The 15,396-nt window shown below is 71.4% G+C and carries 13 protein-coding genes; 5 read left to right on the forward strand and 8 right to left on the reverse strand.

Going from position 1 to position 15,396, the window contains the following annotated elements; all coding sequences use genetic code 11:
• Positions 1-10: 10 nt before the first annotated feature.
• Genes prfB through BIU91_RS16770 form a run of 3 tightly spaced genes read right to left on the reverse strand, consistent with a single transcriptional unit; the run spans position 11 to position 3,051 of the window.
• Complete coding sequence (prfB, locus tag BIU91_RS16760) at positions 11-1,120, reverse strand: peptide chain release factor 2 (protein ID WP_071244840.1); 1,110 nt, start codon at positions 1,118-1,120, stop codon at positions 11-13.
• 45 nt (positions 1,121-1,165) lie between these two features.
• The gene (locus tag BIU91_RS16765; RefSeq protein ID WP_071406361.1) at positions 1,166-2,161 is read right to left on the reverse strand and encodes a Gfo/Idh/MocA family oxidoreductase; all 996 of its coding nucleotides are present in this window, start codon (positions 2,159-2,161) and stop codon (positions 1,166-1,168) included.
• A gap of 2 nt (positions 2,162-2,163) precedes the next feature.
• Positions 2,164-3,051, reverse strand: coding sequence for a sugar phosphate isomerase/epimerase family protein (locus BIU91_RS16770; protein WP_071406362.1), 888 nt, complete (start codon positions 3,049-3,051; stop codon positions 2,164-2,166).
• Positions 3,052-3,119: 68 nt separating this feature from the next.
• On the opposite strand from BIU91_RS16770, the gene BIU91_RS16775 reads away from it, so the two are divergent.
• Positions 3,120-4,142 (forward strand): LacI family DNA-binding transcriptional regulator, encoded by a 1,023-nt coding sequence (locus tag BIU91_RS16775; protein WP_071406363.1) that lies wholly within the window; start codon positions 3,120-3,122, stop codon positions 4,140-4,142.
• Positions 4,143-4,285: 143 nt separating this feature from the next.
• Here BIU91_RS16775 and BIU91_RS16780 read toward each other — a convergent pair whose 3' ends face one another.
• Positions 4,286-4,780 (reverse strand): GNAT family N-acetyltransferase, encoded by a 495-nt coding sequence (locus tag BIU91_RS16780; RefSeq protein ID WP_216099684.1) that lies wholly within the window; start codon positions 4,778-4,780, stop codon positions 4,286-4,288.
• Between the two features lie 151 nt (positions 4,781-4,931).
• On the opposite strand from BIU91_RS16780, the gene BIU91_RS16785 reads away from it, so the two are divergent.
• Entirely contained in the window at positions 4,932-5,567 is a 636-nt protein-coding gene (locus BIU91_RS16785) for a hypothetical protein (protein WP_071406365.1), read from the forward strand.
• Here BIU91_RS16785 and BIU91_RS16790 read toward each other — a convergent pair.
• The 4 genes from BIU91_RS16790 to BIU91_RS16800 form a co-directional block, all read right to left on the reverse strand.
• Entirely contained in the window at positions 5,560-6,057 is a 498-nt protein-coding gene (locus tag BIU91_RS16790) for a hypothetical protein (RefSeq protein ID WP_071406366.1), read from the reverse strand. The genes BIU91_RS16785 and BIU91_RS16790 overlap by 8 nt on opposite strands.
• Before the next feature lie 189 nt (positions 6,058-6,246).
• Positions 6,247-7,050, reverse strand: a complete 804-nt coding sequence (locus tag BIU91_RS16795; RefSeq protein ID WP_071406367.1) for a hypothetical protein — start codon at positions 7,048-7,050, stop codon at positions 6,247-6,249.
• A 32-nt stretch (positions 7,051-7,082) separates the two neighbouring features.
• The gene (locus BIU91_RS18660; RefSeq protein WP_139196507.1) at positions 7,083-7,265 is read right to left on the reverse strand and encodes a hypothetical protein; all 183 of its coding nucleotides are present in this window, start codon (positions 7,263-7,265) and stop codon (positions 7,083-7,085) included.
• 15 nt (positions 7,266-7,280) lie between these two features.
• Entirely contained in the window at positions 7,281-8,462 is a 1,182-nt protein-coding gene (locus BIU91_RS16800; protein ID WP_071406368.1) for a cysteine desulfurase family protein, read from the reverse strand.
• Between the two features lie 59 nt (positions 8,463-8,521).
• Between BIU91_RS16800 and BIU91_RS16805 the strand changes: the two genes are divergently transcribed.
• From BIU91_RS16805 to glgB, 3 genes are all read left to right on the forward strand, one after another.
• Positions 8,522-10,621, forward strand: a complete 2,100-nt coding sequence (locus BIU91_RS16805; RefSeq protein WP_071406369.1) for an alpha-amylase family glycosyl hydrolase — start codon at positions 8,522-8,524, stop codon at positions 10,619-10,621.
• 174 nt (positions 10,622-10,795) lie between these two features.
• Positions 10,796-12,796 carry an alpha-1,4-glucan--maltose-1-phosphate maltosyltransferase gene (locus BIU91_RS16810; RefSeq protein ID WP_171907870.1) on the forward strand — a complete coding sequence of 667 codons (2,001 nt, stop codon included), beginning with the start codon at positions 10,796-10,798 and terminating at the stop codon, positions 12,794-12,796.
• Positions 12,793-15,345, forward strand: coding sequence for a 1,4-alpha-glucan branching protein GlgB (gene glgB, locus BIU91_RS16815; RefSeq protein ID WP_139196508.1), 2,553 nt, complete (start codon positions 12,793-12,795; stop codon positions 15,343-15,345). Before BIU91_RS16810 ends, glgB begins: the two co-directional genes overlap by 4 nt.
• Positions 15,346-15,396 lie beyond the last annotated feature (51 nt).

Here is a 15,396-nt window from a genome sequence, read left to right on the forward strand (position 1 = left end):
TCAGGAACCCCTACTCGGCAGCGGATTGCTTGCGCCAGCGGATGCCCGCGTTGATGAAGCCGTCCAGATCGCCGTCGAACACGGCTGAGGGGTTGTTCACCTCGTGCTCCGTCCGGAGGTCCTTGACCATCTGGTACGGCGCCAGGACGTAGGAGCGGATCTGGTCGCCCCAGCTCGCCGTGATGTTGCCGGCGAGTTCCTTCTTCTTCGCGTTCTCCTCTTCCTTCTTCAGGAGGAGCAGGCGCGACTGCAGCACGCGCATGGCGGCCGCACGGTTCTGGATCTGCGACTTCTCGTTCTGCATCGAGACGACGGTGCCGGTCGGGATATGCGTCAGGCGCACCGCGGAGTCGGTCGTGTTGACGGACTGCCCGCCGGGGCCCGACGAGCGGAACACGTCGACGCGGATGTCGTTCTCGGGGATGTCGATGACGGCGGTCTCCGGCATGAGCGGGATGACCTCGACCGCGGCGAAGGACGTCTGGCGCTTGCCGGCGGCACCGAACGGCGACATCCGGACCAGGCGGTGGGTGCCGGCCTCGACCGACAGCGTGCCGAACGCGTGCGGGGCGTCGATCTCGAACGTCGCGGACTTGATGCCCGCTTCTTCGGCGTACGAGGTGTCCATCACGGTGGTCTTGAAGTTGTGCTGCTCGGCGTACCGGAGGTACATGCGGAGGAGCATCTCGGCGAAGTCCGCCGCGTCGACACCACCCGCACCGGCGCGGATCGTGATGACCGCCGGACGGTCGTCGTACTCGCCGTCGAGGAGCGTCTGCACCTCGAAGTCGCCGATCATCTTCTGGATCGCCTTGAGCTCGGCGAGCGCTTCGTCGGCGGACTCCTGGTCGTCGCCCTCGTTCGCCATCTCGACCAGCACCTCGAGGTCGTCGATGCGCTGCTCGGTGTCGGTGATCTTCTTCAGCTCCGACTGGCGGTGCGAGAGCGCGCTCGTCACCTGCTGCGCGTGGTCGACGTCGTCCCAGAGGTCCTGGGCCCCGGCCTGCTCGCTGAGGTCGGCGATCTCACGCTGCAGGCGGTCGACGTCGACCACCGAGCGGATGTTGCCGAAGGTCTCGCGAAGGGCGGAGAGCTGCTCGGTGAAGTCCAGTTCGACCATGGTCATCGATCCTACCGGCGCGAGTCCGACTCGGCCGACCGGGGGTCAGTAGTCGATGTGCTCCGTCCGTCCCGACGACAGGGCACGAGTGGCCGCCTCGGCGATGGCCTGGGCCCTGAGCCCGTCCTCCAGGGAGACCGGCGGCTCGGATCCGGACTCGAGCGACGCGACGAAGGCGGCGAGCGTCGCGGCGTAGGTGGGCTGCACACGCTCGAACCAGCCGTCGTGGAGTCCGTCCGCGACGATCTGCCCATCGGTGTAACGAGCGACGTTCCCGCGGTGGTTCCGCCGCGACTCGACGAGTCCGGACGATCCCATGACCTCGATGCGCTCGTCGTAGCCGTAGCCGGTGCGCCGCACGCTGTCGATCTGCACGAGCGCGCCGGAGGGCATCGTGAGGGTCGTGACCGATGTGTCCACGTCGCCGAACTCGCGGATGGCCGGGTCGACGAGCGCCGAACCCGCCACCGCGACCGTCACCGGGTCCTCGCCGGTGATCCACCGCACGAGGTCGAAGAAGTGCACGGTCTGGTCGCGGAGCTGGCCACCCGAGACCCGCAGGTAGTCGAGCGGCGGCAGGGACGGGCCGCGGGAGCTGAGCTGGACGAGTTCGACCGCACCGATCTCCCCCGTGGCGACGATGCGTTGCAACTCGGCGTGGTCACGGTCCCATCGCCGGTTGAAGTCGAGCATCGCCGGCACGCCGCTGGCAAGCACGTGCTCCACCACCGCGACCGCGTCGGCGTACCCGGCAGCGATGGGTTTCTCGCAGAGCACGGCGATCCCGGCGTCGGCGGCAGCGTGCAGGTGCTGCGCGTGGGTGTCGGTGGAGGAAGCGACGAAGACCGCGTCGACCTGCGCCGCATCGAACGCCTCGTCCTGGGTGAGTGCCCGCGTGCCGTGCCGTGCCGCCAGCGATGCAGCGCGGTCACGGTCGACGTCGTGGATCCCCACGAACTCGACGTCGGGGTGCGCTGCGAGGGACGCGGCGTGCACGGCGCCGATGAAGCCGGCACCGACGAGTGCGAAGCGTTGCGTCATGATCAGCCCACCAGGATCGCGGTCAGGTCGTGCATGGTGCGTGCGACGACGGCGGGATCCTGTTCGTTCGCCCGGTCGGAGAACATCTCGGTGACCCACCATCCGTCGTACCCGGTGGCCTTGATCGCGTCGACCCACTGCTGCAGCGGGATCGCGCCGCCACCGATGACGACGTTGCGGTGGACGGCTTGGTCGGGAACCGTCCGGTCGCGGTCCAGGTCGAACCCGTCCGACAGGTGGACGGCCTTGATGATGGACGCGGGCAGCGCTCGGACCTCGGCCAGCGTGTCCCCGGTCGTCCAGAAGTGCCAGGTGTCGAGTGCGATCCCCACGTTGTCGCGCCCGGCCTCCTCGATGATGTCCAGCGCGTGCCGGCATCGGTTGAGGTGCGCCCAGGCGAGGGGCTCCAGGTAGACCTCGAGCCCGTGGTCCGCGGCGATGTCCGCCGCCAGACGGACGTTCGCACCGGTGATGCGGACCGCTGCGTCCTCGTCGAGTCCGAGCGTCGCCCGGTACCGGGTGTCGTCGTCGGCCAGCCGGCCAGCGCGGTGGTCACGGACGACGGCGGAATCGACCGGCCCGGTGCACAGCTGCACGATGGGCGCACCGACGGCGGTCGCCACACCGCACATCCGCTCGACCTCCGCGACGAAGTCGTCGCGACCGGCACCTTGACGCTCGATGTCGAGCACGGCACCGAGCCCCGTCACTTCGAGGCCCTCGAGCAGTGGCGGCAGTGTCTGGACGTCGTAGCCGGCATCGAGGTACCGGTAGAGCTTCGGGCTCTGCAGCTCGATGCCGCCGTAGCCGGCTTCCTTCGCGAGGCGGACGTCCTGGACGACGTTGCCGTGGAACGTCGTCGTGACGTTCATGGAGATCTTCGGGGGCATCTGCGCTCGCTTCGTTGGACAGGACTGGAACTAACTGGACCGGTCCAGAATAGGACTAGCCTGCTCTCATGTCGAGACCGCACCACGCTCCGACCATCCGGGACGTCGCCGAGCGCGCCGGGGTCTCGAAGTCGCTGGTCTCACTCGCGCTCCGCGGCGACCCAGGAGTCAGCGACGCCCGTCGGGCGGCCGTCGAACGAGCAGTCGACGAACTCGGCTACCGACCGAACCGCGCAGCGAGGAGCCTCGGCGAGCAGCGGACGGGCACGGTCGGAGTACTCCTGAACGACCTGCGGAACCCCTGGTTCGTCGACCTGCTCGCCGGACTCACCGCGACGCTCGACACCGTCGGACTGGCACCCATCCTGGTCGACTCGGCGACCACACGGCGCGTGGGCGGTTCGCCCGTGGACATGCTCCTGCGACAACAGGTGGACGGCATCGTCGTGGTCGGCACCACAGAGGACGACGCCGCGCTCCGTCGGGCGGTCCAGGAGGTCCCGGTGGTCCTCGCCGGGACGTACGAGCCTGACGACCTGCACGCCGACGTGGTCGTGAACGACGACCATGCCGGCGCTTCGATCGCGACAGAGCACCTCCTCGCGCTCGGACACACCCGGATCGGTCACCTCGTCGGCCCGGGGCGCGTCGGAGAGCTCCGCGAGCAGGGTTTCCGCGCGACCATGACCCGCCACGGTGCCGACGCCGTCGTGGTGCCGGCCGGCATGAGCGAGGAGAGCGGGTACGCGGCGGCCCGACGAGTCCTGGGCGTGGCCGACCGTCCGACCGCGCTCGTGGCCTACAACGACCTCGTCGCCATCGGCGCGTTGTCCGCGGCCGACGACCTCGGCCTCGTCGTCCCGGACGACGTGTCCCTCGTCGGGTACGACGACACCTACCTCGGCAGCATCCGGCACATCTCGCTCACCACGGTCGACAACGGGACGTTCGCGATCGGGGCCCAGGCGGCACGGTGGCTCGGTGAACGCGTGCAGGGGCGAGACCCGGAGCCGCGCGTGCACCGAGTACCGGTGTCACTCGTGGTGCGGCGCACCACGAGCGGTCCGAGACCGACGGACGGCGACCGCTGACGACGACGTCGCCGACGGTCCGGGGTCCCAGCGCGCCCGCCTGTCCGGCGCGCACCCGGAAGGCCGACCGGGAGGCCCGGCGCAGGTCCGTCCCGCTTGTCGCGGTCTCCCTCCGCACGCCTCGCACACCCGCCCCGGCCCCGTCATCCGGGCCTCCGGTGCGACCTGGCGATCGCGTACCGTCGCAGCCGCACGCCACCGCGGCGCTCGGTCGACAGCAGGACGGCGTCGTAGTGCTCCAACACCCCGATGGAGCCGTCGTTGTCATCGCGGCAGACGGCGATCACAGGGTCGATCCCGACGCGCGATGCGTGCGCGAGCACCTGGCCCAGCGCCCAGGTCGCCACGCCTCGGCCCCTCGCCGAGGGGCGGATCCCGTACCCGACGTGGCCGAACCGCTGCACGCCGGCCGCGTCTCCCGGCGCCCGGAGTGCGATCCCGCCCAGGACGCGGCCGTCCTCGACGATCCACCAGAGGGCCCCGGGTCTGGCGTGCAGTCGGCCGACCCAGGTGCGGAACCCGTCCTCGTCACCGACGTCGTCGTGGGCGGTGATCCCGAATCCGTCCTCGTGCGCGCCCGGCCCCCACTCGGCATGCGCTTCGGCCCACGCCTCGTACAACGCCGTCTGCGGCCTCACCAACTCGAGCATGTCCAAGTATCACAACGAAGCGGGTCGGTGGCGATCCCCTCGTGCGGATCCGACGCCAGTCGCTTCCGGAGTCGCACGCGCGACCCGCACCGACCGTGACCCGTAGAGTCGAGAGACTCTCGACGTCAGGACCCGAACGATGACCAGCCCCGCAACCGACCCAGCCGGAGCCGAGCGGTGGGCAGCCGCCGCCCGGCTCGCCGACGGCCAGAGTGACGACGGGCTCCGCCGTCGCCGGACGCGCGTGTTCGTGTGGGCGGGGGCACTCGTCCTGGTGTCGTGGGCGGTCGGAGTGGTCCTGGCACTGGTGCTGGTGCCGGCCAACGGGAGCGACCACGCGAGTGGCGACGGCGGCGTGCAGCTGCTCGTCCAACTCGTGCTGTTGCTGCTCGGGCTGGTCGTCGGCATCGTCGGTTTCGTGTGGGCCTACCGCTCCGGTCACTACGTCACTCGCTGGCGATCGGTGAGCAGCCCGCTCTCCCGCGCGGAGCAGCGGTCGGTGCGGCGTCAGATCGCCGGCAAGGAGCCGATCGACGACGAGCACGCGGACATCGTCGTCGCGGTGGCCGTGCAGAACCGTCGAGCCACGCTCGGGATCCTGCCGATCTTCGGCGCCGTGATGCTGTTCGCCGCCTCGACGGCGGTGAGCACGGACAGTCTGCCCATCAAGCTGATCGAGCTCGTCGCGTCGTTCGCGGTGGTGCTCGGGCTCGTGCAACTGGCCGTGCAGTACCGACGAGCGGGGCGGTTCCTCTCGGAGCGCCCCGTCAGCTGACGTCGTCCGGCTGGCCGTCCGCACCGCTCGACCGTCGGCGGCGTCGGCTCCTCAGGACCAGCAGGAGACCGACCAAGGACGCGGCGCTCCCGAGGAACACCCCCGCACCGACCCACGTCGTGACGGACGTGCCGTGCCCGAAGAGCGCGTTGATGAGCATGCCGAGTCCGACGGCCACGCCGGTGAGCAACACCGCGCAGGTCGGTTCGAGCCACGGAGGCGACAGGAGCGACCGTCGATCGACCGGGAGGCCGTTGTCCAGTCGAGCACGCGCAGCTCGCTCGCGGTCCTGGATCGCGATCCCGATCGTCGGCCCCCAGAAGGCCACCGTGGCCTGGCTGCCGTCGGGATCGACCACGATCAGGATCGCCATCGTCGCAACCGCACCGCCGAGGTACCACCAGGGGAAGACCCGACGGATCGGGACGGCCCAGCGGCTGTCCCGCCGGGTGCCGTTCCGCGGGTGGTGCTCACCGCTGCTCGTGGCCACGGTCAGCGCTCCCGGCGCAGGTCGGCGCTGCCCTGCGGTTTCGGAGAGGTCACGAGCTCAGGCTACTGGCGGACGTCCGTCCACCTCGCCGCTCCCGGTGGCTGTTTCCGCAGTGCCGTCACGTGCCCGAGACCGCGCGACCGCCAGTGCCTGCTCAGCCGACGCGAGGAGCACCGGATCACTCGCCCGTCACGGTCGTCCCTTGCGGAACGGAAACCGGAACGACCGTCGCCGAACCGCCACGGGCCGAGGCCCTTCTGCCAATCGCGTCAGCTCCACACGCAGGTCCGCATCAACGGTCGGCACCCCGACACCCGGGTGCCGAGGGAACGGGTTGCCCTCGATCCCGAGCACGGTCAGTGCGGCGTGGGCGTGCCCGGATGCCGACTCCGGGTCGCCCAGCCGGCTCGCGACGCGGGCCCGCGCTGTCAGGTACCGGACGACGCGGTCGCGGAAGAACGCCGTCCTCCGGATCGAGTCCTCGGCGCCGGCGAGCAGTGCGTCCGCCTCGGCGAGCGACGAGGGATCGCCGAGCTGCAGGAGCACCTCGGCCAGGAGGACCTCCGACATGCCGGTGGTGAACGAGTCGGAGCCGCACTCGGCGATCCGCCGGAGGACGCTCCAGTACTCGTCAGCGGCGTCACGCAGACGTCCCGACAACGCCAGCGACATCGCGAGCACCTCCCCGCCGTCGTTCACGCGCGCCTGCGACCCGCCGACGGCCTCGATCTCCGCCATGAACCGGACGAGCAGCCCCCGACCGACCTCGCGGACGCCCTCGTCTGCGTCGCCCTGCAGGGCGAGGGTCACCCCCTGGATGCGGATGTACTCGAGCCTGGACGATCTCGCACGTGCGAGCTTCGCTTCGAACGCCGCAGCGATCTCGTCGTTCCACTCGGTCGAGCGGTACCAGTTGTCGTCCCGCGGCGGTCGGACTCGCGCTGGACGGCGGACGTCCCCTGCGTCGTGTACGTCGTCCGGCCCCGGCACCACGAGCAGCAGTATGCCCTGGAAAGGGACCGGCGTCAGCGTCGCAGCCGAGATCGCCGGTGTCCCACCCAAGCACTGACCAGGACGACGACCGCGCAGATGAAGGTGACGAACCCGAAGGGCCGGGATCCCGGGTGGGTGAACAGCGCGACCGAGACCCCGAAGAACACGATGCCGAGCAGGGCGAAGACGACCCACACGGCGGACGATCGAAGCATGCCCGGAGTCAACCACTACCGCCCGAGCAGCGGCTCCCTCGATGCCATCCCAGCTGCACCAGCCCGCGCGACCGCATCGGGCAGCGCCGTCAGGAACGCGTCGACGTCGGCATCGGTCGTCGTGTGGCCGAGCGTGATCCGGAGCGCACCACGGGCGTCCTGCTCCGACAGCCCCATCGCGAGCAGCACGTGCGACGCCTCGGGCACACCGGCCTGGCACGCCGACCCGGTCGACACCGCGACCCCGGCGGCGTCGAGCAGGAACAGGAGCGAATCGCCCTCGCACCCGGGGAACGTGAAGTGCGCGTTGCCCGGCAGCCGGTCGACCGGGTCCCCCATCAGCACCGCAGACGGCACGGCCGCACGGACCCCGGCGACCAGGCGGTCCCGCAGGGCGACGAGCGACGGGTGCGGCATCGGTTCGGCGACGACCGCGCTGGCCGCGACACCGAAGGCCGCAGCCGCCGGGGCGTCCTGCGTGCCGCTCCGCACCTGCCGCTGCTGCCCCCCGCCGTGGATGAGGGGTTCGACGGTGGCCTTCCGTCCGAGCACGAGTGCACCGATGCCGACGGGCCCGCCGACCTTGTGCGCGGAGACGCTGAGCGCGTCGAGGCCGGACCCGGCGAACGACACCGGCACCTGCCCGTAGGCGGCGACCGCGTCGCTGTGCACGGGCACGCCTGCGGCGTGCGCGAGTTCGACGATCCGTGACACGGGCTGGATGGTGCCCACCTCGTTGTTCGCCCACAGGAACGTGACCAGGGCGACGTCCGAGGCGTCGGCGAGCCGCGCCTCCAGTCCGGCGAGGTCGACGCGACCCTGCGCGTCCAACGGGACCACGTCGATGACGGCGCCCTCGTGCGTCTCCAGCCAGGTCAGGGTGTCGACGGTGGCGTGGTGCTCGCCGCCCGGGACGACGATGCGGGGCCGCTGGCGGTCGCGCTGGCGAGCCCAGAACAGGCCCTTCACGGCGAGGTTGATGCTCTCGGTGCCGCCGGAGGTGAACACGACCTCCACGGGGTCGGCGTCGAGCGAGCGGGCGACGGCGGCGCGGCCGTCCTCGAGCAGCATCTTGGCGCGCTGACCGGCGCTGTGGATGGACGACGGGTTGCCGACGGTGCCCAGGGCATCGGTGAAGGCGGCGAGCGCCTCCGGCAGGATCGGCGTCGTCGCGGCGTGGTCGAGGTAGACCGACAAATGCACCCCCTGGATCGAGCAGTGTCCAGGATACGCGCCGGTCCTCGTACCCTTGTCGCGTGCACGAGACAGCGATCGACCTGACGCCGGGGTTCTCCCTGGGCGGGACCGTCCCCCGGTTCACCCTGCGGTCCGCGACGGCGACGGACGTCGTCCTGGTCGTGGCGAGCGCGGGGAGCGCCGACGGAGCCGACCCCTCCGACGTGCGGCCGACGCGGTACCCGCTCGAGCGCGTGCCGGACACGGACGTGTGGACCGGCGAGGTCCCCGGGGTCGTGCCCGGCGACCGCTACCACCTGCTCGTGGACGGGCCGGTGGGGCCGCGGCACGAGTTCGACCCGACGAGTCCGTTGCTCGACCCGTACGCGCGGGGCATCCTGCCGACCGGCGACGACGAGGCGGCCGGCCCCCGGTGGACCAGCGTGGTCGTCGACGACGCGTTCGACTGGGGCGGCGTCGTGAAGCCGCAGGTCCCGCTCGACCGTGCCGTCGTCTACGAGGCGAACGTCCGCACCCTGACGGCCGCGAACCCGCACCTGCCGGAGCACCTGCGCGGCACGTACGCCGGGGTCGCCCACGAGAGCACGATCGCGCACCTGCACCGCATCGGCGTCACCACGCTCGAGCTGCTGCCCGTGCAGGCGTTCGACACCGAGCGGTGGCTCCGCGATGCCGGCCGGCAGAACGCCTGGGGCTACAACACGCTCGGGTTCTTCGCCCCGCACGCCGCGCACGCCTCGGCACCGGCGCAGCAGGAGGGCGCCGACGCCGTCCTGCGCGAGTTCAAGGGCATGGTCCGGCTGCTGCACGAGGCCGGCATCCAGGTCGTCCTGGACGTCGTCTACAACCACACCGCGGAAGAGGGCCTGGGTGGTCCGACGACGAGCCTGCGCGGCATCGACGGTGCGAACCGCTACCGCTGGGCACAGACCGACCCGCCCCGCCGGGACACCTACTACGACACCACCGGGTGCGGGAACACGCTCGACACCTCGGCCGAGGCGACGGCGGACCTCATCGTCGACAGCCTGGTGTACTGGGCGCGCGAGGTCCAGGTCGACGGGTTCCGCTTCGACCTGATGGCCGCCCTGGCCCGCGACGGCGAGCACCGGTTCGACCCGTCGCACCCGCTGCTCGAGCGCATCCGGAACCACCCCGACCTGCAGGACACCCTGGTGATCGCCGAGCCGTGGGACGTCGGCCCGGACGGCTGGAAGACCGGGGAGTTCGGCGCGGCCGGACACCGCACGAGCGAGTGGAACGACGGGTTCCGCAACACGGTCCGCCAGTTCTGGCTCACCGACATCGCCGAGGAGCGCCGCACCGGCCTGCCGCAGACCGGGATCGGTGCGCTCGCCGGAGCCCTGACCGGCTCGCGTCACGTCTTCGGCGCCGACCGCGGCCCGCTGGCGAGCGTCAACTTCGTCACCGCGCACGACGGCTTCACCCTGCTCGACCTGGTGTCGTACGACGGCAAGCACAACGAGGCCAACGGCGAGGACAACCGCGACGGCTCGAACGACAACCGCTCGTTCAACCACGGCATCGAGGGTGACACCGCCGACCGCGGGGTCCGCGCCGCGCGCGGCCGGTCGATGCGCAACCTGGTGGCGACCCTGATGCTCTCCGCCGGGGTGCCGATGCTCACCGCCGGCGACGAGCGGAGCCGCACGCAGCACGGCAACAACAACGCCTACGTGGTGTCCGACGACCTGACCCCGGTGGACTGGTCCGACGACGAGGACGCCGAGACGATGACCGAGGCCGTCGCCGCGCTGGCCCGGTTCCGGCAGGCGCACCCGTCGCTCCGCCCCACCCGCTTCGGCGTCGAGGGGCAGGAGACCCCCGGGGCCTCGCGGATGTCCTGGTACGGGCCGGACGGGCACCCGATGACGATCGAGGGCTGGGACCAGCCGGTGCACCGCGCCCTGCAGTACTTCGTCGAGTCGACGCCGGAGCACGAGCCCTTCGACCGCGTCCTGGTGGTCGTGCACGGCAGCGGCCGCACCCGCGACCTGACCCTGCCGGTGCGCGAGGACGTCCTCGGGTACCGCCTGGCCTGGTCGAGCGAGAAGCACCGCGACCACGAGCGCCTCCGTCCCGCCGGGCAGGTCTTCACCGCCTACGGCCCCGGCATCCACCTGTTCGAGGTGGCGTAGCGCCGAGCAGGCGGGTGCGGCCCGGCGTCGCGACCGGGTGGCGGACGGGAGGCCCGTGGCGGCCCCGCCACGGGCCTCCCGTCCGGTCCTCAACAGGCTCCACGGCGCGCCCGGCCCTCCACAGCGGGCCGATTCCGGGGAACGCGGAGCCGCTCGCCGGGTAGCGTCGCTTCCGTGGCCACCGCAGACCGACCCCGCCGCCCGAAGATCGGGCGCATCCCGATCACCGAGCTCGCCCCGAGGACGCCGAACGGCTTCCCCGGCAAGGCATTCGACGGCGAGGTGATCACGTTCGGTGCAACCGTCTTCCGAGAAGGACACGGCATCATCGGCGCCGACCTCGTCCTCGAACGCCCAGACGGTGGAACCCGCACCGTCCCCATGACCCTCGGTGCCCCCGGCACCGACCGCTACGAAGCCACGGTGCAGGTCGACCACGTCGGCGTCTGGACGTGGCACGTCGAGTCGTACTCCGACGACTGGGCGAGCTGGCTGCACGGCGCACGCCTGAAGATCGCGGCCGGCGTCGACACCGAGGCGACCCTGCTCGACGGTGCCGTGCTGCTCGACCGGCTGGCCGAGGAGACCGACTCCCCCGCCGCCACCCGTGCCGCCGCACGCGTCCGCGACACCGACCTCGACCCGGCCGAGCGCCTGGCCGCCGTCGACGACCCGCGGATCGTCGCCGAGGTCGAGGAAGCCCCGCTCACCTCGCTCCGGACCCACTCCGCCACCCAGCTGCTCGACGTCGAACGCACCCGCGCCGGCGTCGGCGCCTGGTACGAGTTCTTCCCGCGCTCGGAAGGCGCGAAGAAGAACCCCGACGGCTCCTGGAAGAGCGGCGACTTCCGCACCGCGGCCCGCCGGCTGCCCGCCGTCGCCCGGATGGGCTTCGACGTCATCTACCTGCCGCCGATCCACCCCATCGGCACCACGGCCCGCAAGGGGCCGAACAACACGCTCACGCCCGGGCCGAACGACCCCGGCAGCCCCTGGGCGATCGGCTCCCCCGAGGGCGGGCACGACGCGATCCACCCCGACCTCGGCACCGAGGACGACTTCCGCGACTTCGTCGAGACGGCGAAGAACACCGGCATGGAGGTCGCGCTCGACTTCGCGCTGCAGTGCTCCCCCGACCACCCCTGGGTCACGCAGCACCCGGAGTGGTTCACGCAGCGTGCCGACGGATCCATCGCGACCGCCGAGAACCCGCCGAAGCGCTACCAGGACATCTACCCGATCCAGTTCGACACCGACCCCGAGGGCCTGGTCACCGAGGTCGAGCGTGTCCTGCGCCACTGGATCGCATTCGGCATCCGGATCTTCCGCGTCGACAACCCGCACACCAAGCCGCTCTGGTTCTGGGAACGGGTCATCCGTGAGATCCGCGACGAGCACCCCGACACCGTGTTCCTCGCCGAGGCGTTCACCCGCCCGGCGATGATGCGCGCGCTCGCCGAGGCCGGCTTCCAGCAGTCGTACTCGTACTTCACCTGGCGCAACACGAAGGACGAGATCGAGGACTACTTCACGGAGCTCTCGCACGAGACGAGCGACTACCTGCGCCCGAACCTCTTCGTGAACACGCCCGACATCCTCACCGAGTACCTGCAGTTCGGCGGCCGTGCCGGCTACAAGGTGCGGGCGGCGCTCGCCGCCACCGGTGCGCCGACGTGGGGCATGTACGCCGGGTACGAGCTGTTCGAGGACGTCGCCCGACCGGGCTCCGAAGAGAACATCGACAACGAGAAGTACGAGTACAAGCCGCGCGACTTCGCCCTGGCCGAGGCCGAGGGTGCGTCCCTGGCGCCGTACGTGACGATGCTCAACCGCCTCCGGGCGGCGCACCCCGCGCTGCGACAGCTGCGGAACCTGCACGTGCACGCCGCCGACGACCCGGCGATCGTCGTCTACTCGAAGCACCTGTCGGGCGAGTACATCCGGTCAGGACGCCCCGACACCGTGATCGTGGTCGCCAACGTCGACCCGCACTCCGCCCGTGAGACCACCGTGCACCTGGACCTCGCCGCACTCGGTTTGCCGACCGAGGGCCTGTTCGACGTCCGTGACGTCGTGACCGGTCAGCGCTGGACCTGGGGCGCGTCGAACTACGTCCGCCTGGACGCGTTCCAGGAGCCCGTGCACCTGCTCGTCGTGGAAGGACCCCACCGATGACCCCCGAACCGACCGACCCCACGAAGCGCGGACCGGCCGTCCCGCCGGTGCCGCCTCCGCCGCCGGCCGTGCCGCGGTACGAGCCGAAGGCGTCCGCGCCCGACGAGGACCTGCCCGGCGCTCCGCCGGCGCAGCGGGAGGCGCCCGACCGCGGCGTGTCGGAGTCCGCCACGCTCGCCGGGCACCCCGCCGACCCGACGCACCCGCGGCAGCCGTCCGTGGCAGCCGCGGCATCGTCGGACGCCCCGACGGCCCCGACCGGCGGCGCTGCACCCGTGGTCCGCCCGGCCTCCGTCGACGCGCCCGTCGCCCCCAGCGCTGCTGCTCCGGCGCCGACTGCTGCCTCGGCTCCGGCCGCCACCGGTACGGCCACGGATCCGCGTCCGGCTCCGATCGAGGACTGGCTGCGTCTGCAGGTGGCCGAGGGCCGCTGGTCCCAGCCGCACGACGTGCTCGGCCCGCACCCGGTCGACGGCGGCACCAGCGTCCGCGTCGTCCGGCACCTGGCCCGCGCGGTGCGCCTCGTGCGCCCCGACGGCGACGACATCGAACTCACGCACGAGGGTGACGGGCTCTGGGCCGGCGCCACTGCCGAGACCCTCGGTCGCTACCGCGTCGAGTCGGAGTACGACTACGACGAGTCCACGGACGAGGACGACGCCACCTGGACCACCGACGACGCGTACCGGTTCGCCCCGACGCTCGGCGAGCTCGACCTGCACCTGTTCGGCGAGGGCCGTGACGAGCAGCTCTGGCACCACCTCGGCGCACACGCCCGCACGGTCGACGGTGTCGACGGTGTCGCGTTCGCCGTCTGGGCGCCCCGGGCCACCGCCGTCCGCGTGATCGGCGACTTCGAGGGCTGGGAAGGCCGCACCACCGCGATGCGCCGTCTGAGCGACCTCGGCGTCTGGGAGCTGTTCTGGCCCGGCGCCGTCGTCGGGCAGCGCTACAAGTTCCAGATCCTCACCGACTCCGGCTGGGTGGAGCGGGCCGACCCGTTCGCCCGCGAGGCCGAGATCGCGCCCGCCACGGCCTCCGTCGTCACCGAGTCCACGTACACGTGGTCCGAGGGCGACGCCGCGTGGATGGAGCGGCGCGCACAGACCACCACGCACGACGCCCCGATGAGCGTCTACGAGGTGCACCTCGGCTCGTGGCGCCCCGGCCTGTCGTACCGCGAGGTCGCCGACCAGCTCATCGGGCACATGGAGTACACCGGCTTCACGCACGTGGAGTTCCTGCCGCTCGCCGAGCACCCGTTCGGCGGCTCGTGGGGCTACCAGGTCACCGGGTACTACGCGCCGACCGCACGCTTCGGTTCGCCGGACGACCTGCGCTACCTGATCGACCGCCTGCACTCCGCCGGCATCGGCGTGATCATGGACTGGGTCCCCGGGCACTTCCCGAAGGACGAGTGGGCCCTCGGCCGCTTCGACGGCTACGCGCTGTTCGAGCACCCGGACCCCCGCCGCGGCGAGCAGCTCGACTGGGGCACCTACGTGTTCGACTTCGGGCAGCCGCAGGTGCGCAACTTCCTGGTCGCGAACGCGCTGTACTGGTTCGAGGAGTTCCACATCGACGGCCTGCGGGTCGACGCGGTGGCCTCGATGCTGTACCTCGACTACTCCCGCTCCGACTGGCTGCCGAACATCCACGGCGGCCGCGAGAACCTCGACGCGATCTCGTTCCTGCAGGAGACGAACGCGACGGCGTACAAGCGCTACCCCGGCATCGTCATGATCGCCGAGGAGAGCACCTCGTGGCCGGGCGTGACCCAGCCGACGAGTGCCGGCGGACTCGGCTTCGGGCAGAAGTGGAACATGGGGTGGATGCACGACTCGCTCGAGTACGTGCAGCGCGACCCCGCGTACCGCAGCTACCACCACGACGAGATCACGTTCTCGTTCGTCTACGCGTTCAGCGAGCAGTTCACGCTGCCGATCAGTCACGACGAGGTCGTGCACGGCAAGGGCTCCCTGTACGGCAAGATGCCCGGCGACGAGTGGCAGAAGCTCGCCAACGTGCGTGCGTACCTGGCGTTCATGTGGGCGCACCCCGGCAAGCAGCTGCTCTTCATGGGCCAGGAGTTCGCCCAGCCCGCCGAGTGGTCCGAGGCGAAGGGCCTCGACTGGTGGCTCCTCGACCAGCCCGGCCACCGCGGTGTGCAGGACCTCGTCGCGGAGCTCAACCGCGTGTACAAGGACTCCCCCGCGCTCTGGACACACGACTCGACGGCCGACGGCTTCGAGTGGCTCGAGGGCGGCGACGCACCGCACTCGACCCTCGGGTTCCTGCGAAAGGACGGCGACGACCGGGTCGCGGTGTTCGTGAACTTCTCCGGCGTGCCGGTGGAGCGTCGCTTCGGGTTGCCGACCGCCGGCGAGTGGCACGAGGTGCTCAACACCGATGCTGCCGAGTACGGCGGCTCCGGAGTCGGCAACCTCGGCGTCGTCACCGCCGAGGACACCCCGTGGGCGGGCCGCCCCGCCTCGGCGCACCTCGTGGTGCCGCCGCTCGGTGCCGTCTGGCTGAAGCTGGCCCAGTAGCCCGGCCAGCGTCCGCGACGCGACCGACCGACCGACGGGAGGCCCGGTGCC

Origin of the sequence: Curtobacterium sp. MMLR14_002, assembly GCF_001864975.1 — a bacterium.
GTDB classification, from domain to species: domain Bacteria; phylum Actinomycetota; class Actinomycetes; order Actinomycetales; family Microbacteriaceae; genus Curtobacterium; species Curtobacterium flaccumfaciens.